The 21,964-nt window shown below is 46.1% G+C and carries 14 protein-coding genes; 5 read left to right on the forward strand and 9 right to left on the reverse strand.

Features of this window, described 5'->3' with window-relative positions; all coding sequences use genetic code 11:
• Positions 1-3: 3 nt before the first annotated feature.
• The 3 genes from KN811_RS10725 to KN811_RS10735 form a co-directional block, all read right to left on the reverse strand.
• Complete coding sequence (locus KN811_RS10725; RefSeq protein WP_187966017.1) at positions 4-1,233, reverse strand: metallophosphoesterase; 1,230 nt, start codon at positions 1,231-1,233, stop codon at positions 4-6.
• Positions 1,234-1,392: 159 nt separating this feature from the next.
• Positions 1,393-2,991, reverse strand: coding sequence for a RagB/SusD family nutrient uptake outer membrane protein (locus KN811_RS10730; RefSeq protein ID WP_187966016.1), 1,599 nt, complete (start codon positions 2,989-2,991; stop codon positions 1,393-1,395).
• A 4-nt stretch (positions 2,992-2,995) separates the two neighbouring features.
• On the reverse strand, positions 2,996-6,076 hold the full coding sequence (locus KN811_RS10735) for a SusC/RagA family TonB-linked outer membrane protein (RefSeq protein WP_187966015.1): 3,081 nt from the start codon (positions 6,074-6,076) through the stop codon (positions 2,996-2,998).
• A gap of 375 nt (positions 6,077-6,451) precedes the next feature.
• Here KN811_RS10735 and KN811_RS10740 point away from each other — a divergent pair, with 375 nt between their 5' ends.
• Positions 6,452-7,513 (forward strand): sensor histidine kinase, encoded by a 1,062-nt coding sequence (locus tag KN811_RS10740; protein WP_187966014.1) that lies wholly within the window; start codon positions 6,452-6,454, stop codon positions 7,511-7,513.
• A gap of 247 nt (positions 7,514-7,760) precedes the next feature.
• Here the strand turns inward: KN811_RS10740 and KN811_RS10745 are convergent, their stop codons facing one another.
• The 4 genes from KN811_RS10745 to KN811_RS10760 form a co-directional block, all read right to left on the reverse strand.
• A complete protein-coding gene (locus KN811_RS10745; protein WP_187966013.1) occupies positions 7,761-8,495 on the reverse strand; it encodes a copper homeostasis protein CutC in 735 nt (244 codons plus the stop codon).
• Positions 8,496-8,701: 206 nt separating this feature from the next.
• Positions 8,702-10,396 (reverse strand): beta-N-acetylhexosaminidase, encoded by a 1,695-nt coding sequence (locus KN811_RS10750; protein ID WP_187966012.1) that lies wholly within the window; start codon positions 10,394-10,396, stop codon positions 8,702-8,704.
• A 155-nt stretch (positions 10,397-10,551) separates the two neighbouring features.
• On the reverse strand, positions 10,552-12,867 hold the full coding sequence (locus KN811_RS10755) for an NADP-dependent malic enzyme (RefSeq protein ID WP_187966011.1): 2,316 nt from the start codon (positions 12,865-12,867) through the stop codon (positions 10,552-10,554).
• A 271-nt stretch (positions 12,868-13,138) separates the two neighbouring features.
• Positions 13,139-14,944: a glycoside hydrolase family 15 protein gene (locus KN811_RS10760; RefSeq protein ID WP_187966010.1), complete on the reverse strand. Its 1,806-nt coding sequence runs from the start codon at positions 14,942-14,944 to the stop codon at positions 13,139-13,141.
• A gap of 330 nt (positions 14,945-15,274) precedes the next feature.
• Here KN811_RS10760 and KN811_RS10765 point away from each other — a divergent pair, with 330 nt between their 5' ends.
• The 4 genes from KN811_RS10765 to KN811_RS10780 all read left to right on the forward strand — a co-directional run bounded on the left by KN811_RS10765 (position 15,275) and on the right by KN811_RS10780 (position 19,429).
• Complete coding sequence (locus tag KN811_RS10765; RefSeq protein ID WP_187966009.1) at positions 15,275-17,494, forward strand: bifunctional alpha,alpha-trehalose-phosphate synthase (UDP-forming)/trehalose-phosphatase; 2,220 nt, start codon at positions 15,275-15,277, stop codon at positions 17,492-17,494.
• A gap of 69 nt (positions 17,495-17,563) precedes the next feature.
• The gene (locus KN811_RS10770) at positions 17,564-17,854 is read left to right on the forward strand and encodes a nucleotidyltransferase family protein (protein WP_187966008.1); all 291 of its coding nucleotides are present in this window, start codon (positions 17,564-17,566) and stop codon (positions 17,852-17,854) included.
• Positions 17,854-18,204 (forward strand): HepT-like ribonuclease domain-containing protein, encoded by a 351-nt coding sequence (locus KN811_RS10775; protein WP_345725287.1) that lies wholly within the window; start codon positions 17,854-17,856, stop codon positions 18,202-18,204. The genes KN811_RS10770 and KN811_RS10775 overlap by 1 nt, the downstream gene beginning before the upstream one ends.
• A 205-nt stretch (positions 18,205-18,409) precedes the next feature.
• Positions 18,410-19,429, forward strand: coding sequence for a LacI family DNA-binding transcriptional regulator (locus tag KN811_RS10780; RefSeq protein ID WP_187966007.1), 1,020 nt, complete (start codon positions 18,410-18,412; stop codon positions 19,427-19,429).
• 145 nt (positions 19,430-19,574) lie between these two features.
• Here the strand turns inward: KN811_RS10780 and queG are convergent, their stop codons facing one another.
• Positions 19,575-20,522 (reverse strand): tRNA epoxyqueuosine(34) reductase QueG, encoded by a 948-nt coding sequence (gene queG, locus KN811_RS10785; RefSeq protein WP_187966006.1) that lies wholly within the window; start codon positions 20,520-20,522, stop codon positions 19,575-19,577.
• Positions 20,519-21,850, reverse strand: a complete 1,332-nt coding sequence (locus KN811_RS10790; RefSeq protein WP_187966005.1) for a cytochrome P450 — start codon at positions 21,848-21,850, stop codon at positions 20,519-20,521. The genes queG and KN811_RS10790 overlap by 4 nt, the downstream gene beginning before the upstream one ends.
• Positions 21,851-21,964 lie beyond the last annotated feature (114 nt).

Below are 21,964 nucleotides of genomic sequence, written 5' to 3' on the forward strand. Positions count from 1 at the left end.
GAATTATGCCGTTTTTCCGCTCTTTTTTAGTTCTATCACGGTGATCTCCGGCCAGATACCTACTCTCCCGGGATAACCTATAAAACCGAGCCCCCGGTTTACATTGATATACTGGTCCTTTTCCCTGTAAATACCTGCCCAGTATTTATAGCGCCATTTTATAGGACTCCACTTCACTATTCCCGGAATCTCGACGCCAAACTGCATACCATGTGTATGCCCGCTCAATGTAAGGTGATAATGATACGGATGGTCTATCACCTCTTTTTCCCAATGAGAGGGATCGTGGCTCATCAGTATCTTAAAAGCATCTTTGTCTACATGCTCAATGGCTGCGTCCAGGTCTCCGGCCTTTTTAAATCCGCCTGCTCCCCAGTTCTCTACACCGACAAGGGCAATCTTATCCCTTCCTTTTTCGAGATGCCTGCTTTCGTTAAGCAACAGGTCAAAGCCCAGTTCGTGCTGTATCTCCTTCAGCCGTTCGAGATTAGCTGTCTTGTCTTCCTCGCTGTCCCAGTCAGCATAATCGCCATAATCGTGATTACCCAGCACGGAATACTTGCCATCCCTGGCTTCCAGGCGGGAAAAACTCTCTATCCAGGGAAGCAGTTCATCGGCCTTATTGTTGACAATATCCCCGGTAAAAAGGAGTACGTCGCCCTCCTGTTGATTTATCAGATCTATGGCATAATCTACCTTCTCCTTATTATCGAAACTACCACTGTGAATGTCAGATATTTGTGTGATCTTATACCCGTTGAAGGCCTCGGGGAGGTCGTCGAACTCCAGGGTATATTTCAATACCCTGAAATCGTACTTTCCTTTAAACATCCCATATAGCAGGCTCGTAAAGGGTATTGCAGCCACTCCCAGGGCAAGGATACTTAAAAATTTCCTCCGGGAAGGGATGCCCGACTTTGCAGCGGAGCCATTTATTTTATGAAATGCACCGATACCGAGGCGCACCACGTCTTCCCCAAACAGGAAAACAACCACGATAAGCTGAAAAAGAATAAGAATAAACAGGTATGCCAGGGCATAGCTGGCGGCACCGCTCACCCCTCTTTCCGCACGCATAATACCGAAATGATATATAAAATTGGCTACGATGGCCAGGGAAAAAAGCAGGTAGGCATACAGGACAACAGGGCTTTTGGTAAGGACCCTGACTGCCTGAAAAGCATAAAATCCCAAAAGGCTGTAGAGCACAACAAAGATGATCCAGTTCCACATGTTCAAATACAGTTATTTTAGAGAATATAAAAATAACGGATTAAAACAACACCGGTTGTTATGGTAATGTTAAAGAAAAAGCGGGAATGCAAGAAGCATCCCCGCTTTAACAAAAAACAAAAATGAGTGGACAACTTTTACTGTGTCTCTCAGGGCAGTCTAAAAATTCGGTCCGCCGGTATCCCACCAGAGCCTGGTACCCCCGGTGTCTGGTCCGGACAGGTAATTTATGGCTTTTTCAACATTGGCATTATTGGTATTCTTTTCACTGTCTACAAAATTTATACGGCGTATCTGTACCTCGGTATCGATAGTTCCTCCACTGTTATTTATTACTACCGGAAACACCCGTGGATATCCCGTACGCCTGAATTCGCTCCACGCTTCCTGCCCATCGGGGTACATGGCGATCCACTTTTGGGTAATGATCTGCTCCAGCTGTTCTTCTTTGGAGCCCCCGGAATTATAGGCGATGGTTACATCTCCCGGATATTCGTAATTATTTTCGGGATTAATGGCATCTACAAAATCGGCCGGCGTACTGGTTGCATCCGCCAAATATTCATCGACCCCGGCAACACCGTGCTGTGCGAAAGAAGCCCTTACCCCATTTTCATAATTTTCCTTTGCATCTCCGGCACCGTCCCAGCCCCGCAGGGCAGCTTCTGCCTTTAAAAAATATACTTCCGCAGATGTCATCCAGACTTTGAATGCCTGGTTCTTTAAATATTCTCCCAAACTGGAGTGTTCCAGGTACTGCGATTTTGCTTCGATATCCACGCCCATCCGGACACCTTTATACATCCCTTCAATGCCTCCTCCTATGGCGGGTTTAAAATATTTTTCCACACGCCCGTCGTTAAACCCTTTTAAAACAGACTCCATTTCTGCCGACATTCGGATATCTCCCCAATCATTACTTATGGTCCATAACGGATGTACAAACCCCTGCATATCGATAAGCATGTCTTCATTTTCGAGCAGGCCCGCATCACTGGAAAGGGATTTTTCGCCTTCCGTTTTTGCCAGAGCGGGATCAACTTTGGAAACCCTTATGGCAAGGCGTAACCTCAAAGTATTGGCAAAGGTCCTCCACTTGGCAACATCTCCCCTGAAGAAAGACTGGTCGAATGCTTCAAACTGAGGTTCTCCTTCAAATTCCTTTAAACTGTCTATGGCCTTTTCCAGATCGGCAAAAAAGGCTTTATATGCCACTTCCTGGGAATCGTATTCGCCCGTAGTCCCGTAATCGTCAAACTTCGTATACCGTATGGGGCCGAATACGTCAGAAATGCGGTGCATGGCCATGACCTTTATAATATCGGACAAATAAGTGTACATGATTATATTTTTTCCCTCCGACAGTTCCACCTGCTCATGGACCCCCCTGGCATATGGCATAACTCCGCCTCCGTCATCCACATCATAGGCATCGGACCAGATAAACTGGTTCCAGCCGCTCACCAGGCTATAGGTCTGGTTATTTATATTTCCGGCAAAAGGGGTCGGTGATGCCATGTATCCGGAAAAAACATCGGCATTCAGGTTATGTTGTAACTGGAAGTTCGGTGCAGGTTCCGCACGGATGACATTGGAAAACATGGGGGCAAATTTAGTCCCGATATTGTTGAATTTTTGTTTTAAACTTTCATCGGAAATCCCGTGAGGATCTGTATTCTTATCTTCAAAATCTCCGGTGCAATTGGTTAAACCGATCGCTAAGACGGAAACAAGTATATATGTTATTGTATTTTTCATCTTCTCAGAAATTTACGTTTAAGTTTAATCCTATACTTCTTGTAGAAGGCTGGTTATAAATATCCACGCCCTGTAATCCCAGGCCTGTACTTGCGGCCACGTTAGGATCGAAAGGCGCATCTTTGTAGATAAAGAAAAGATTATTGGCTATCAGGGAGAAGTTGATCTTTTGTATAAAACTATCCTTTAATGTAAGGCCATAGCCTATGGAAAGTTCGCGCAGGCTTATATTGGTGGCATCGTAAACATATTCTCCCAGCATACCGGCCCTTCCCCCTATTGCCGTATAATATTCCTGGGCGGTGATCTGGGAAGCCTCGCCGTTCTCATTCACCACATTTATCATTCCGCCATTGGTATTTCTGGCTTTGGCACTTGCCCGGGAAACCCCGTAAAAATCATTTATTGCTTCCGTAACACTCAATACATCCCCTCCGAACTTACCGTCTATTAAAAGATTTACTGTAAAATCACCGATCTCCAGAGAGTTATTCCATCCTAAAGTAAAATCGGGTTGTGCATGGGCTACGGTTTCAAAATCGGTAAACAGCAATGTACCTGAGGGGCTGATCACAGGCATACCATTTTCATCCCTGATCAGGGAACGGGCTTTTATACTACCGAAATCTTCTCCTTCGATCAGTGCGTATTCATAACCGTTTACACCGCGTTCAGTAATAATGGCCTCGCCGTTTTGCAGGGAAGGGTGTACCGAGATCACTTCATTATCGTTCCGTGCAAAGTTCAGGGCTGTATTCCAGGTCACTTTATCATTGGCAATGGGCTTACCATTCAACACAATCTCAAAACCTTTATTGGAGATCTCCCCGGCATTTACAATATTCTGAGAGTACCCGCTCGGGTTCGGTTCGGCCTGGATAAAGAATATCTGGTCTGTTGTTCGGGTATCGTAATACGTAAAGTCTAAACCTAAACGACCCTGGAAGAAACGCCACTCCGTACCCAGTTCGAAAGATTTCTGTCTTTCCGGTTTTAAGGTCTCTCCTTCGATCGGGGCAAATACCGGAGAACCGACATTAGGCCCGGTATCCGATATACTGTTCAGGGGGATCGTTGCATAAGGAGGAATATCCTTTCCCACTTCGGCATAGGAGGCCCTTACTTTAGCAAAAGTAATTGCTTCGGGCATGGTAAACATTTCAGACAAAACACCCGTTAAGCCCACCGATGGATAAAAGAAAGAATAGCTGTTTGTCATGGCCAGTGTGGACGACCAGTCTGTCCGGCCCGTCACATCCAGGTACAGCATCCGTTTGTAAGCGAGGTTTGCAGACCCGAATACCGATTGTACTTCCCTGTTCTCCACAGTTTGTTTCATATTATTGGTGGTGGCAATGTTAGCCAGGGTAAACACATTAGGAAAGTTCAAACCGATACCATCCCGGCCGGAATCTATAAAAATCCGGTCCCCGATTTTATACTTGGTTAAGCTCGTACCCAACAGGGCAGTTAAGGAAAAATCTTCAGAAACATCTTTGGAAAAACTGGCAATAAAGTCTACATATTGTTGTGTGTTTTCCGTTTTCTCGAAAATATATCTTCCGTTTTCTGCCGAAAGCGCCAGGTCCGATCCGGCATATATCCTCTTATCGAAAGTGAAAAAAGACTTGTCGAAACTTCCCCTGGACTTTATGGAGAAAGCATCAGTGACCTGATATTTAACTGATACGTTGGCAAGTACACGTTGTGCAATATCCTTGCTCGGATTGCGGTGGATCAGCCAATACGGGTTTTGTTGAATATTCTCATCAAAAGAAGACGCATACTGGTCCATCATATTGATCTCCGGATTGAAATACTCGAACTTATTCTTGTAAATATTCCGGTCTATTCCTACGGGGTGCAGGTATACACCTGTTAAAGGATTGGAATACAAGCCGTTTGTGGGACGGTTCCATATGCGTTGGTCCGACAGGTTAACACTTGCGGAAACGTCTATTTTGTCGTCCAGGAATTTTGCTGTTTCCCGTAAGGTTAAATTATTTCTCGTCAAACGGTTTTCCGGAATAACACCTCCTGCAACAGTGGTCGCATAAGAGAAATATGTTTGCGCTTTCTTATTGCCCGCAGTTAATGACAGGGAATTGATGGAAGTATACCCGGTCTTAAAAAAATCTTTGGGGTCGTTACTCAGGCCATCGGCTTTTGCCCCCCAGGATTTGGGATTTGAAACACGGCCGTTCTCTCCTATCGGTTGCCCGGCAGAAGGAGACTGGTATTCGGATTGCAGTTTGGGCAGGGACATAACATTATCTACGGTAAAGCTCGTATTGAAGTTCACGGCCAGGGCTCCTTCCTTTCCTTTTTTCGTAGTGATCAGAATAACCCCGTTCGCCCCCTGGCTACCATATAGGGCAGAGGCGGAGGCTCCCTTGAGTACGGTCATGCTTTCAATATCATCAGGGTTGATCATGGACATGGCGTCACCACCATCCCTGTTTCCCGTTTGACCGCCGTAAATATCGGTACCCGGTTCCTCTCCGTTAGAACCATTACCGCTATTGAGCATAGGGACACCGTCAATAACATATAAAGGATCGTTATTCGAAGTTGATGAGTTTCCCCTCAATACTACCTTGGCCGCACCACCTAAACCGGAAGAACTCCTCGTTATGGTAACCCCGGCAGATTTACCGGACAGGCTGTTGATAGGGTTGGTCTGTTTTACTTTGGTCAGCTCATCGCCCTTAACTTCCTGGGCGGCATAAGTCAATGCCTTTTTTTCCCGGGAAATACCCAGGGCGGTAACCACAACTTCATCGAGCCGGGACGTATCTTCTTCCAGTTCTATATTTATCACAGACTCTGTCCCCACGGTAACCGTTCGGGTAACAAAGCCTATATAAGAAAACTGCAATTGCTGTCCTTCGGAGACTTGTATGGAATAGTTTCCGTCAAAATCGGTGACTGCTCCCACAGATCCCCCAACGATCAGAATATTAACCCCCGGCAGTGGTGCTTTATCCATGTTGGATGTCACTGTCCCGGTAACCATTCTTTCCTGTCCGTATCCATAGGCCGATACGAACAGCAGGCACAGGCTCATTACTAAAAATCTCTTCATTTGTTTTGTTTTTTTGATTTGACAAAGAACATTCTATTGGAAAATCCCACGATTGCACTGCTTTTTTAACAATAATCCCGAAGATTACCAGAAAAAATTCGTGTACATTTCACAATGAAAAATGGACATTAGTTGGTGAACCGAAGCTATTATTATTAAATTTTCGTTAAAAATTATTTATATAAATAACATATATTAAACAACAAACAACATGTATTTGTAGACCAATGATATTTTCAGGAAAAATGACTTCTTTAACATTAACATTTTAACTTTTCTTTTTTACCTTGAACACAAAAATTCACGACAGTTACGGCGGAATAAGCACTGACTGTCCACCCCATTACACCGACCGGTCTTTAAAAACCGTTAAACATGAAGAACACTTCCGGCCCGATCACATACAACTACGCCATTCCTCTTAAATATCACCTGGTCTTCTGGGTCCTCTATTACATTTTCAACACGATCCGATGGGGCGGTTATTTTGACGATTACTTTTATTCCGCCAAATCCAACCTGGTGAGTTTCTTTGTGAGCATTCTCTTTTGTTACTGGCACATCTATGTCCTTATTCCGAAATATATCGTCCGCAAGAAAATCATCCCGTATATCATATGGATGATCGTTTCTTCTGTTTTCTTTTATTTCCTCAAAACAGGAATGATGTATGTATTCATCGATAAGACCATCTGGCCCGAAGCTCCCGAAGGCCAGACAGCTCCGAGCCTTAACCACTTTATCACGGTAGTACTCGGGGAACTTTATGTCATCGCTTTTGTCTCTGCCATAAAACTGACCATAGACTGGATCTCGGTGAAGAACCAGCGCGATGAACTCCAGAAACTACAATTACAGACCGAAATAAAATACCTCCGGGCACAGATGCAGCCGCACTTTTTTTTTAACACCCTGAACAGCCTGTATGCGCTGACCCTGAAAAAATCTGACAATGCCCCGAGGGTGGTCGTAAAACTCTCGGAGATCATGCAGTATGTCCTATATGAAGTACAGGAGCCCCGTATCCACCTTACCAGGGAAATACGGTATATTAACAGCTATGTCAACCTGGAAGAATTGCGGTGTGGAAATATCGATCTTACACTCAACATTATAGGCAATATCGAAGAAGTAAAGACCCCGCCATTGTTGTTTTTGCCTTTTATAGAAAATTGTTTTAAACACGGAGGGCATACAGAAGAAAGGATGCAAATAGACCTGACCTTTAAGTCCCTCCCCGGAGACCAGAGCCTTCATTTTCTGGTAAAAAATACCATAAACCCGGAAGATGGTTCTATAAAACCCAAAGGAGGAATCGGGATAAAAAACGTAAAACGCCGGTTGTTCCTGCTATACCAGAATAATTTTGTACTGCAAACAGGGATAAAGAAAAATCATTTTGTTGCATACCTCAAGATTCCTGTGAAGGACAATTAGGAAGAAAGTTTCAGGTTTTTGTCTGGTTGCGAATATTTTCGCCCTCCATCAAGGGCAATGTCATTTAGTTAAGGTTATGGATAATAAATGTATCACCCTTTCAGGGTTTTGAACCTCTTTAATGCCTTTGTTTCTATAAAAATGTCAGCCTTTCAGGCTTTTTCAATCCCGAAGGGGTGATAATTTGCTGAACTAAATGACATTCCCGTGGCGGAGGCTAGTACCGTTTACAGATTACCAAAACTAATCAGGCTTCCCTTCTTATCCGGGATATGATGGTTTCTATCTTCTCCCCGTCCGAAACCGTAACATTGGTCTCGTCCAGGAACCTGGGACTGTTCATGGATATTTCCGGGGTTTGGTCCAATACGCGCTGTAAGGTTGTTGCGGAAAAATGGATCTCGGTGAACCCATTCCGTACAAAATCCAGGACATTGTCTGCATTGATGCCTCCCCCGGGCATAATAACGGGCCGGCCCCCGCAGTGTTCCATTAACCGTACCAGGGTGTCCATGCCTAGGGCAGCAGTGGCTTTTTGTCCGGAGGTCAGGATACGGTTTACTCCTATTTCCTTTAGCTTATCCGCAATTTCCAGCGGATCGCTTACCCAGTCTATGGCCCGGTGAAACGTAAAAATAAGCGGGCCGGCAAGTTCTTTGAGTTCTTTGGTGCGTTCCACATCCAGCTCGTTATCGGCAGTGAGCACCCCCGATACAATGCCTGAACAGCCTGCTTCCCTGCAAAAAACGATGTCTCTTTTCATAATGTCGAACTCATCCCTGTCATAGCAAAAACTTCCGCTTCTCGGCCGGATAAGTACATGGACCGGGATATCCAGTTCTTCCGTTACTTTCCTGATAAGCCCGTAAGACGGCGTAATACCGCCTACGCCCAGTTCGGTGCAAAGTTCAATACGGTCTGCTCCGGCCTGTTGGGCATTCCGGGCAGATAAAAACGAACTGGCACAAATTTCTACGATCATTTTAATTGGGTTTGATATTGAAAAACGAGATCTCAAAAAGTCATATAAGCCAAACGTCATTCTGAACTTGTTTCAGAATCCCATCTTTCCGGATCGGGATGGGATTCTGAAACAAGTTCAGGTTGACGTAGATATCATTAACTTTTGAGACCTCGTCGTCTTTAATTCTTCAGTTTATCTATACAAGGATCATATATCCCTGCTGCTTACTCCTGATCCTCTGTTTTCTTTGCGTCTTTTTCCTTCTTTATCCCCTCTTCTTTCTTATCTCCGTAATTCACGTCCAGGGCGTCCAGGCGTTTCAGCACGGGTTCCAGTCGATACAGGAAGTCATCATAGTCCTTGTTCTCTTTGGCGCTCCAGGCTACTTCGGCCATGGCTATGGCCCGGGGGTATTCCATGTATTCCACTTTTTCGGGAGTTTCTATATACTCTGTCCACAGGTTGACCTGGCTTCCCAATACGTATTTTTCTTCTTCGGGGGTCAGTTCTTCGGGAACGGGCTCAAAGCTGTATACTTTTTGCAGGGGCAGGTACCCGCCAATGGCCAGGGGCTCTTTCTTTTCCTGGTCTTCTTTATACTGGTAGTAATCGAGATAACAATGAGAGGTTGGCGTCAGGATCACATCGTGATGCTGTTTGGCTGCTTCCACTGCACCTTCGGTACCTCTCCACGACATTACGGTGGCGTTCGGTGCCAGTCCGCCTTCGAGGATCTCGTCCCATCCTATGATCTGTTTTCCTTTGCTGTTCAGGTATTTTTCCATACGGTGTATAAAATAGCTCTGCAACTCGTGTTCGTCGGCAAGGCCTTCGCTTCTTATGAGGGCCTGGCATACCTCGCACTGCTCCCAGTTGTCTTTCGGGGCTTCGTCACCGCCGATATGGATGTACTTGCTCGGAAAGAGTTCGATCACCTCATCCAGCACGCCTTCGAGGAATTTAAATGTTTCTTCCCTGGTACAGTAGATATTTTTGTGTATTCCCCAGGTTCCCTGCACCTGATATGGCCCGCCACCGGTGCAACCAAGTTCCGGGTAGGCCGCCAGTACTGCTTCGGAGTGTCCGGGCATTTCTATCTCGGGGATCACGGTAACATAGCGTTCCTGTGCATATTTCACTACTTCCTTTATTTCTTCCTGCGTATAAAATCCGCCATAGCGGGTCCTGTCCCATTTCTGCGGCTTATCGTTATAGTGGCCTATTAAGGTACTGTCGCGATAAGCGGAAACTTCGGTAAGTTCAGGATATTTTTTGATCTCGATACGCCAGCCCTGGTCTTCGGTAAGGTGCCAGTGAAAGGTATTGAACTTGAACATGGCCATCAGATCGATATACTTTTTTATAAATTCCACCGGGAAGAAATGCCTCCCTACATCGAGCATTTGTCCGCGGTATACAAAACGGGGTTCGTCATAAACTTCTACTGTGGGGATAGCGATCTCTTTTTCGCCGTCTTCCGTGTAATTCCCTTTTTCCAAATCCACAGGCATAAGCTGCCTCAGGCTCTGTATGGCGTAAAACGCACCCTTGGGGGAAGCGGCAGAAACGGTTATATTTTTCGGAGTTACACTGAGTTTATAGGCTTCCGGATTGGAAATGCTGCTGTCTTCCTTAAAAATAACAGTATTGCCCGATTCTTTTTCGGCCTGTCCCATTGTAATGGCAGCACCATTATTGACGTAATCTGAAAAAAATGTCGCTACCGGAGCAAAAGATTCCGGATACAGAACTTTGGTATCTTCATCCAGCACAAAGACATCGTTCTGAAACTCTATCTTTGAAGGTTGCGGGACTATTCCTACTTTTTCAACGTTTTTCTTCTCCTGCTTACAAGCCGTATAGAGAAAGATCACTGCCGTTAGTATACAAAAACGGGTCGTTTGTCTAAAAATACGCATAAAGGTTGTAGTTTTTTAATTAAGATGCTTTAAATCAAATATATAAAAATCCGATCAAAAACGTCAAAAAATATTTTTCTGAGGGGTGTTATCGATACCATTTACTGGTTACAGGTTCAGATGGTGTATAACCTGAAACCTGTAACTTGTAACCTCTACCCCTCCATCTGCTGTTTTTCTCTCTTCTCTTTTTCCTGCTTCTCTTTTTCCTGTGCGTCCACCACAGCCACGGCTGCCATATTCACTATTTCTTCCACGCTTGCACCCAATTGCAGGATATGCACAGGCTTTTGCATCCCCAGCAAAATAGGACCGATAGAATCGGCCTTGTTGAGTTCCTTCATTAACTTATAGGTGATGTTGGCCGCATCTAGGTTGGGAAATATGAGGGTGTTTACTTTTTTGCCCGCCAGCTTGGAGAAGGGAAATTTGTCCTGGAGCATGTCCCGGTTCAGTGCAAAATCTGATTGGAGTTCCCCGTCCACAATGATCTCCGGGTGATATTTGTGCAGGTAGGTTACCGCATCCCTGACCTTGGAAGCCTCCGGAAAGGCAGATGAACCAAAGTTACCATAAGAAAGCATGGCGATCACGGGTTCAAAGCCGAACATTTTTACGGTATGAGCCGCCATTTGCACTATTTTGGCCAGGTCTCTCCCCGTTGGATTGATATTGATGGAGGTATCGGAAAGGAACATGGGGCCCCTTTCGGTGATCATCAGGTTCATGGCAGCTACCTTGGTTGTTCCTTTGGCTTTTCCTATAAGTTCGAGCATGGGTTTTACCACGGAAGGATAACTCCTCGAATATCCCGTGACCAGGGCATCCGCATCGCCTTCATTGACCATCATCGCGGCAAAAAAGTTGCGTTCTCTCATCTTCTTTTCCGCTTCGTACAGTGTAATTCCGCTTCGTTGCCTGCTTTCCCAATAGCGTTTTGCATATTGGTTCTTTTTGTCGTTATGCTCATCGGTCTTGGGGTCGATAATGGGGACATCGATGTCGAACTCGATCTCTTTTTTAAGTTCCCGGATCATATCTTCCCGGCCCAGGAGTATGGGATGTCCTATACCTTCTTCGTAAACGATCTGGGCCGCCTTTAAGACATCGAGCTGGTCGGCTTCGGCAAATACAATGCGCTTGGGGTCGGTCTTGGCCCTGTTGTGGAGCAAACGTACGATCTTGTTATCGTTGCCCAGCCTTTGCATAAGTTCTTCTTCATATCTTTCCCAGTCGTCGATGGGTTCGGTAGCCACACCACTTTCCATAGCGGCTTTTGCCACTGCGGGAGGGACTTTGGCAATAAGCCTCGGGTCGAACGGCTTGGGAATGATATAATCCCTGCCGAAGTTGAGCTTGGTCTCCCCGTAAGCGATATTCACCTGCTCCGGGACGGTTTCCTTGGCCAGTTCGGCCAGAGCCACCACAGCAGCCATTTTCATTTCCTCGTTGATCTTGGTGGCCCGCACATCCAATGCGCCACGGAAGATAAACGGAAACCCGAGCACATTGTTCACCTGGTTGGGGTGGTCGGAACGCCCTGTAGCCATGATGATGTCTTTTCGCGTGGCCACAGCCAGGTCATAGGCAATCTCCGGGTTGGGATTGGCCATGGCAAAAACGATCGGGTCTTCGGCCATCGACAACAACATTTCAGGGCTTACGATATCGGCAATAGACAGGCCGATGAACACATCGGCATCTTTCAGGGCCTCTTCGAGCGTATCTATCTTCCTGTCCGTAGCAAACTCCAGCTTTTCGCCAGAGAGGTTCTCACGGTCTTTCCGGATAACTCCCTTACTGTCCAGCATCACAATATTTTCCGCTTTCGCACCGAAAGCCTTGTACAACCGGGTACAGGAAACTGCTGCCGCACCCGCGCCGCTTACCACGATCTTTATATCTTCTATTTTTTTGTCCGAGATCTCCAGGGCATTCAGCAAGGCCGCGGCCGATATGATGGCCGTACCATGCTGGTCGTCGTGCATCACGGGGATATCCAGCTCTTCTTTAAGCCTCCGCTCTATTTCAAATGCTTCCGGGGCTTTGATGTCCTCCAGGTTAATCCCCCCGAAGGTCGGGGCTATGTTCTTTACGGTCTCGATGAATTTGTCCACATCCTTAGTGTCCACTTCTATATCAAACACATCGATATCGGCAAATATCTTGAACAGCAGTCCTTTTCCTTCCATCACCGGTTTTCCTGCTACCGGGCCTATATCTCCCAGCCCGAGCACCGCTGTTCCGTTAGATATCACAGCGACCAGGTTTCCCTTGGAAGTATATTTATAGGCATTGCGGGGATCTTTCTCTATTTCCAGGCAGGGTTCCGCCACCCCGGGAGAATAAGCCAGCGCCAGGTCTCTTTGCGTGGTATAGCGTTTTGTAGGAACCACCTTGATCTTGCCCGGCTGAGGTTTAGCATGATACACCAAAGCCTCTCTTCTCAGCTTGTTATTCTTTTTAGTCATGTCCGGTTTTTTTATAGGAAATACAAAGGTAAAAGGAATAATTAACTGGAGCTACAAGAAATTTTAAAATTCAAAAATGCGGGGGGCGGTGTTCAGTATTTGGTGATCGGTGGTCGGTAACTGGTGATCGGTGATCGGGGGCTTGTTGATGGAGATTTACAGGGTTATAAGGATACATTACAACAAATGATAAATACAGTAAGTCTCTATAAATCTCCATCAACACCTACAAATCTCAACCAATTACACCGCATCCCGAACCGTAAAAACATCAGTGTACGGCCACTTTGATCTCTTCTTCTTCAGTAATTACATTAGAAAGGTTTATGGCCGTCTCTATCAGCGCCAGGTGTGAGTAGGCCTGCGGGAAGTTCCCCAGCAACCGCTTGGTCTTAAAGTCGATATCTTCGCTGAACAGCCCCAGGTGATTGCTGTACGACAGCAGCTTTTTGAACATTTTAATGGCTTTTTTGTGTTCTCCTATCTTATACAGGCTGTTGATAAACCAGAAGGTACAAATGGTAAAGGAAGAGGAGGGCAACCCGAAATCGTCCTTGTTTTTATAACGATACAGCAAACCTTCATGGCAAAGCTCTTTTTCAATGGCCTTGACGGTCCTTACATACCTGGGGTCGCCGGCTTCGATAAAACCGTAGGGTTCCATCAACAGTACGGAGGCATCGAGGTCGTCGCTGCCATAGGCCTGGGTAAAGGCCTGTTCTTTTTCGCTCCATGCCTTTTTCAGGATGTCCTCCCTGATCTCGCGCTCCAGGTCCATCCACTTGGTCACGTGATTGGCTTTACCGAGAATATGGGCCACTTTAATGGCCCGGTCTATGGCTACCCAGCAAAGCACTTTGGAAAAGGTAAAATGCCGTTGTTCGGTACGGAATTCCCAGATGCCCTTATCGGGTTCCTCCCAGTGCTCGCGTACCACCCACACGATGCCCTTGGTAATGGTCCACAGCTCTTCACAGTTGTCCAGCGAGGTCTCGAACTTTACGATCTGTTGGTGGATCACATCCATCAAAATACCGTAAATATCGTTCTGCCGCTGCTCGTAAGCGGCATTTCCTATACGCACCGGCCTGGAACCTGCATAGCCTTTAAGGTGGTCCAGGGTTTCTTCCTTCAGCGTCTTTTCCTTATTGATCCCGTACATGATCTGGAGCTTCTCGTCCTTGTCCGGTATAATGTCAATAATAAATTGCAGGTATTTTTTAGCCACATCAACATGTCCCAGGGCCGACACCACTTTGATCACCATAGAAGCATCGCGTATCCAGCAAAAGCGGTAGTCCCAGTTGCGCACCTCCCCGATGGTCTCGGGCAGGGAGGTTGTAGCGGCCGCCAGTACGGCCCCCGTACGGTTATGGCTGAGCATCTTCAGGGTCAGCGCACTTCTGATGATCTCCTTGTTGTATTTTTTATAGGAAGGCGTCCGTTCCGACCAGTTCAGCCAGTAGACCTTGGTCCGCTCCAGGTCGAGATAGGCCTGCTGCGTGGTTTGGCGGAATATTTTTTCGTTGTAACTGAGCAGAAAGAACTCATTCCGTTCCAGCTGTATCTCCTCTCCGCCGAGGACTTTCTTCTTGTCCAGGCTACTGTACAGGTAGAGGGAATCGTATTTCCCTTCCTGGGTAACGCTCACAATATATTCCGGTTTGATCTTGGTGGAGGTATCGGCAATGGCATATTCGAGCCTGGGATCGTACTTCACCCGGAATACCGGCTGCCCGGACACGTGTTCCATATACCTTATAATATCGGGCGGGGCATAATGCCTGTTACCTTCGTTGAGCTTGTACCTGGGCATAAAATCATAGACCTCGAAGATGTTACTCCCTTCCGCAAACCGGGTCACCAGAATATTGGTATTGGGAATGTAACGCTGGCTTATCGTATAACTGTCCGACACCAGAAAACCGAAGCTCCCGCCGATCTCATCATCCAGCAGTCGGGCAAAGACCGAAGAGGAGTCGAATTCGGGCAGGCAACACCAGTCCAGAGATCCTGTTTTGGAGATCAATGCCGCACTCTTGCAATTTCCTATGATTCCGTAGTCGAGATTGTCCATCAATTTAAGTATAGTTTAAAAAATTGGTTTTTATGATCCTTGTCAGTTTCGGGTTTCCGGGTTGAGGTGTTTTTTTGGTTTTGCTTTCTGATTCGTGATCTCATTGACACAAATTTTACGACTTTTTTCTTTTTGCACACGATGCATTTATCCCTGAATAATGCCTTTTCGAGCATTAAAATTCGAATAAAATTCTTAAATTAACGAAAAAATCAGCGGTTAATTTAACTTTTACGGAATAAATAAAATAAAGGGGAGGCAACTTATGGAATGAAAAAAAATACGTACGCAGAATATGAAAAAGAAAACAGTATAAAAACCGACTAACTGATGAACAAAACCATTATTGTCTCCAACAGGCTTCCTTTACAAATAACCATTAACGATAACAACCTGGCCATTACTCCCAGTGTAGGCGGACTGGCCACAGGGATGAAATCCGTGCACGAAGGCGGGGAAAGTCTCTGGATAGGATGGTCCGGGCTTACAGAAGAAGATCTGGACAACGATCTCGTGGAAAAAGTGAATAACGCCATCGCCAGAGAGGACTGCGCAGCTGTTTCCCTTACTCAAAAAGACCTCGACAATTTTTATTACGGTTTCAGCAACAATACCCTATGGCCCATGTTTCACTACTTTATGGAGTATACTGCTTTTGAGGGAGAATATTGGGAGTCGTATAAAGAGGTAAACCGGAAATTTGCCGATACGGTACTGCAGCACACGGATGATGGCGATACCATATGGGTGCACGACTACCAGTTGCTGCTGTTGCCGGGGCTTATCAAGAAAGAGCGCCCCAATACTTCCATCGGTTTTTTTCTTCATATTCCCTTTCCCTCCTACGAAGTATTCCGCACGCTCCCCTGGCGGGAAGAATTGCTGAACGGTATGCTGGGCGCTGATCTTCTCGGTTTTCACACCTATGACTACGAAAGGCATTTTCTGAGTTCAGTACGAAGGATACTGCGGCTGGACACCCACTTCAACGAGATCTCTTACCAGGGCAGGACCCTGCGGGTAGATTCCTTCCCCATGGGCATTGACTACGACAAATTTCGCAATGCTGCCATAGCACACAACAAACAGACCCCCGAACAAAAATCCGATCTGCAAAAACGGCTCGATGCCCATTTACAATCTGCCCCCGATGCCAAGATGATACTTTCCATAGACCGGCTGGACTACACCAAGGGCATCCCCAACCGCCTGAGGGCTTTTGAATATTTTCTGGACAACTACCCGCAGTTCAAGGAAAAAGTGCGATTCATCCTGCTGGCTGTGCCATCCCGCTCCAATGTGCCGCAATACCAATTATTAAAAAAGGAAACGGACGAACTCGTAGGCCGTATCAACGGGAAATTCGCCACAGTAAACTGGACTCCCATCTGGTATTTTTACCGTTCCATGCCTTTTGAAAACCTGATCGACCTTTATACTTCCTGCGAAGTAGCACTGATCACCCCCGTAAGGGACGGAATGAACCTCGTAGCCAAGGAATATATAGCCACAAGAACAGACAAGGACGGCGTGCTGGTCCTCAGTGAAATGGCCGGGGCCGCCAAGGAAATGAACGAGGCCCTGCTTATCAATCCGAATAATTTTGAGCAGGTCGCAGGCACCCTGAAAAAAGCCCTAGAAATGCCGGAAGAAGAACAGAAGGAAAGAAACATCTTTTTACAGCAACGGCTGGAACGTTACAGCGTGGAGAAATGGGCCGGGGAATTCATGAAAGCCCTGAAGGCCACCAAAACACTGCACCATGTCATCGTCTCCAAAAAGATCACCCCCGAGATTGAAAAACAATTGTTCAACTCCTATCAAAAAGCAGGAAAAAGACTGATCTTCCTCGACTACGACGGCACCCTGGTCAATTTTACCAATAAGCCCAAAGATGCCAAGCCGGACAGTGAACTCTATACACTCCTGGACAACCTTAACAGGCAGGAAAACACAGAACTGGTGATCATAAGCGGCAGGGACAGGGAAACTTTTGACGAATGGTTTGGCGACCAGGGCTATACCCTGATCGTGGAACACGGTGTTTGGTTAAAAGTAGGGAACAGGGAATGGCAGGCCCTGGAAAAGCTGAAAAGGGACTGGATGATAAACCTGAGGCCCATTATCGAGACTTTTGTAGACCGCACGCCCGGAACATTCATAGAGGAAAAGAACTTTTCACTGGCCTGGCATTTCCGCAAGGCCGACCCCGAGCTGGCCCAGAATCGCGCCACAGAACTGAAAACGGTGCTCACCAGCCTCATATCCAACTACGAACTGAGCGTACTGGAGGGCAATAAGGTCATCGAGATCAAAAGCAGCAATGTGAACAAAGGCAGGGCAGCATCACGCGTACTCGCAGAAAAAGACTACGACTTTATTTTTGCCATTGGCGACGACTGGACCGACGAATACATGTTCAAGGAACTCCCGGAAGAGGCCTTTACCGTAAAAGTGGGGCTGAAAAAGACCAGTGCCAGGTATTATGTGGAAAACACGGAAAGTGTACGCGAATTACTGAAAGGGTTTCTAAACGGAGTCAGAGAATAAGTTCTTCACTCATTTGCATTCCTTTTCTGCGCGGAACAATTTGTGTTAAATTTTAATTATATTTGAAATATGGTCACAAGGAATGAAATATTAGCCAAACTTACTGAATTAAAACCCCTTCTTCATAAAGACTATGCTGTAAAAGAGATCGGGTTATTCGGATCTTTCTCCGATAACACACAAACAGAAGACAGCGATATTGACCTCCTTGTAGAGTTGGAAAAACCTATCGGGTGGAAATTTTTCACTCTTCAATTATTCCTGGAAAATATCTTTCGCAGAAAGATCGACCTTGTGACTAAAAAAGCGCTTAAAAACCAGATCAAAGAGAATATCCTTAAACAGGTCTATTATATTTAGTGAAAAGAAAAGATCGTACATACCATATGTATCTCGAGGATATGAACTTGGCCATGGAAAGGATTGCCGAATATACCCGTAACATGACTTATATGGATTTCGAACAGGATTATAAAACCATAGATGCTGTAATCAGAAATTTCGAAATTATAGGGGAAGCGGCCAAAAACATTCCCGGGGAGATCAAAGAAAAATATCCGGATATCCCATGGAGTGAAATGTATCTGCTTCGCAACAAAGTCTCTCATGAATATTTCGGAATAGACCCCGAAATTATCTGGGATGTGTTACATAACTATCTTCCGGAGAACAAGAAACAAATTGAAAAATTATTAAATACCAAACAATAGATCTCCGGTCCGGTCATTCCCTATATCTATCTGACAACGAACTCGCTCAGCACAAAAAATATAACATATTTGGAATAACAGAACACTTATTTTATTGAATATCCATTTTTTATATCTAAAAAAATGTATTTCTTTTGTATGATGGCTCCTTATGCATGCCGAAGAGTTTTTGTGTAGAAAGCCTCTCTGTACTAAAGAGATACCTATGAGTCAAGTTACCTTAAAAGATATTGCTTCCATACTTGGGGTGTCGGTCACCACAGTGTCCAAGGCCCTGAAAGACTACCCGGATATAAGTAGCGAAACCAAGCACGCCGTAAAACTACTGGCAGAAAAGCTGAATTACAAGCCGAACATACACGCTGTAACGCTTCGCAGCAATCAATCCAAAACCATAGGGGTTATCCTCCCGAAAATAGACCACCAGTTTTTTGCCGAGACCATTACGGGTATCATATCCGAAGCCAATGTTCACGGTTACCAGGTGATCGTATTGTTTTCTGGTGAGTCTATGGCTACGGAAGAAAAACAGGTGGACCTGCTCCTGGAAAAGCGGGTAGACGGTATCCTGATCTCCCTGGCCAACGAGACCAACCGTTACGACCACCTCCACAAAGTGGTAAAAAACCATGTGCCCCTGGTGTTGTTTGATAAGATCACCCGGCAGGTCAACTGCTCCAAGGTGATCATAGACGATGAAAAGGCGGCCTATAAGGCAGTGGAGCACCTTATCGGATCCGGATGCCGGAAGATCGCGCTGTTCGGTGGCCCGAAGTTTCCCAGCAATTACAATTCCCGCCTGAAAGGGTATCAAAAAGCCCTTAAAGACCACGACATTGCCCCGGACGAATCGCTGGTGTATATCTGCGAGGACCTGAGTATTGCCGAAGGTAGGGAAAATGCGGAAAAACTACTAAAGGCCCATCCCGATACCGACGGTATTTTTTGTATTACAGACCACATTGCCCTTGGAGCCATTTCGTATCTGAACGATGCCAATATCTCCATACCGGACGAGGTATCCATTATAGGTTTCAGCAACTGGATTGTCACTCCCTACATAAAACCGCATCTGTCCACGGTAGATCAGCCCAGTATTCAGATCGGCAAGGAATCTGCCGCACTGCTTATCGACGAGATCGACCGGAAAAACAAGAAAGAACCGGTGGAATTTTACGAGATCAAGTTGCAGACCCATCTTGTGCTTCGGGAAACTACCAGGTGACCGGTGCTTCGACTTTAGTTTATCCTGAGTTTAATCGAAGGGCTCAGCAACCGGGAGGGATATTTGAATGATCCGTTTACTTATCACGCCTCCCTATATGGATTTGAAAACGTTTTTTCAGGGACATTACAATTAAGATCACAAACTACGAATTACCTGACTTTTCTTTCAAAAACTCGATGTTTCGTTTTAGGCCCTTGAATTTGGTTCGTTTTACAGCCGATTTCCTGAAAATTTCCCGGAAAACATCTTCTGTGATCTCTTCCCAGTCCTTTTTGCTCATGTTCAACAGGTCGGGATGCGGATCAAAGAGTGGTTCGTTATGCGGTTTGGAAAAGCGGTTCCAGGGGCATACGTCCTGGCATATATCGCAGCCGAACATCCAGTCGTCGAACTTCCCTTCAAATTCAGTCGGAATATTGTCTTTCAGCTCTATGGTAAAATAAGAAATACACCTGCTCCCGTCCACGACCATGGGCTCTACGATAGCCTGCGTAGGACAGGTATCGATACAGGCGGTACAACTGCCGCAGTGGTTGGTAGTGATGGGATCGTCGTATTCGAGGTCCAGGTCTACAACAAGCTCGGCGATAAAAAAGAACGAGCCTACTTTTTTGGAAATGAGGTTGCTGTTCTTGCCTATCCACCCCAGCCCGCTACGGGTAGCCCAGGCACGGTCCAGTACAGGGGCGGAATCTACAAAAGCCCGGCCGCCAACCTCTCCTATTTCTTCATGGATAAAGTGCAGCAGTTGTTTCAGCTTATCTTTAATGACAAAGTGATAATCCCTGCCATAAGCATATTTGGAAATCTTAGGGCTTCCCGTGTCCTTTTGCTCTTCGGCAGGAAAATAATTCAGCGTGAGGGATATGACACTTTTAGCCCCGTCCACGAGTAACCGGGGATCCAAACGTTTGTCGAAATGGTTCTCCATATAGCCCATTTCTCCGTGCATATTCTCCCGGAGCCATCGTTCCAGGCGCGGGGCTTCTTCTTCGAGAAATTCCGCTCTGGAAACCCCACAGGACATAAACCCGAGGCGTCTGGCCTCGGCCTTGATAAGCTGGGTATATTTTGGTCTCGGGTCCGTCATACACGCCTGGTCAATCTCAATTCTACATCTACGGGCTTCAGGGTGATCAGCGGGTTGATCTCAACCTCGGCCTTATTGGTCTCGATATCAAAGGTATTAATAATAGTATTGACCGCCAACATCATTTCATACATGGCAAAGTTATTGCCTATACACAAGCGCGGCCCGGCACCAAAGGGCATGTAAGCCTCATTCCTTTTGTTACCGTTCTCCGAGAACCGCCCCGGATTGAAAGTTTCGGGATCTTCCCAGTATTCCGGGTTCCGGTGCATTTCGTAAACGGAAATACCGAAGAGCGTTCCCTTTTTTACGGCATATTTCTCCACGGTATCGTCCTCCAGTGAAATACGGTCCATGACCCAGACCGGTGGGTATAACCGCATGCTCTCTTCGATACAGCACGTTATATGCTCCATCTTACCAAGTGCCTCCAGGGCTTCTTCACTGTTTTTCAACCGGAGGCTCTCGGCCCGGGCCCTCTCCAGTTCCTCAGGATGATTGGCCAGGAGGAACAGGGTGAATGTCAATGCGCTTGCCGTGGTTTCGTGTCCCGCTACAAAAAGGATCAGAATCTCATCGATGAGCTGATCGTTGGTCATTTTCGTACCGTCGTCATATTCAGAATGGAGAAACATATCCAGCAGGTCTCCGTGTTCTTTCCCGGAAACTTTCCTCGCTTCGATAATGGTATTGATGATCTCCCGGCCTTCCTCAGCCAGTTTCAGGTGCTCTTTAACTTCTCCCCTGATGTTAAACCAGAGACGTTTTAAGGGCTGTCTCATTTCCTTTACGGTAAATTTCTGAAGGTCCTCGATGATCACCTGAAGGCGTTTTAATATTTCTGGACTTGCAGCGTAGTTGAACAGGGATTTGGAGACCACTTCAAACGCCAGCCTGTTCATTAAGGGGTACAACTCCACAAAAGTTCCTGTCCGAAACGACCGGACCTGTTCGTCAATAGTCCTGTTAATGGTATCTACCAGCTCCCGGATCCTGTCTTTATGGAAACCTGGCTGTATCAGTCGCCGTTGTCGCAACCAGTAATCCCCGGTTGATGTCAGCAGTCCATGGCCTATATATCTCGAAAGAAACTCGGTCTGGAGTTTTGACTTCTTGTATGACCTGTGATTTTTCTGAAGGACATGCCGAACAACTGCCGGATCTCTTGTGAGTATGACCGGAGGAGTGTAAAATCTTCTTAAGGATATCGTATCGCCGTATTCCCGGAATATCTTCGTATGAAACGGGATCGGGTTCCTGGCAATATCGGATGCGTGAACTAAAAATTTTAAAAAAGGGACCTTATCCGGGTATTTGTAGTTTGCCATTGTTGTTTGTAATAAGGTTTCAAAAATCAGTCCCGCCGCCTACATCGCCGTTCCCACAGAAACGCTACAAAGATACTCACTTCACTCCAATTACGAACAAGGACCCCGAAGGGC

The sequence above is a fragment of the Sinomicrobium weinanense genome (assembly GCF_018863395.1).
Classification (GTDB): Bacteria; Bacteroidota; Bacteroidia; order Flavobacteriales; family Flavobacteriaceae; genus Sinomicrobium; species Sinomicrobium weinanense.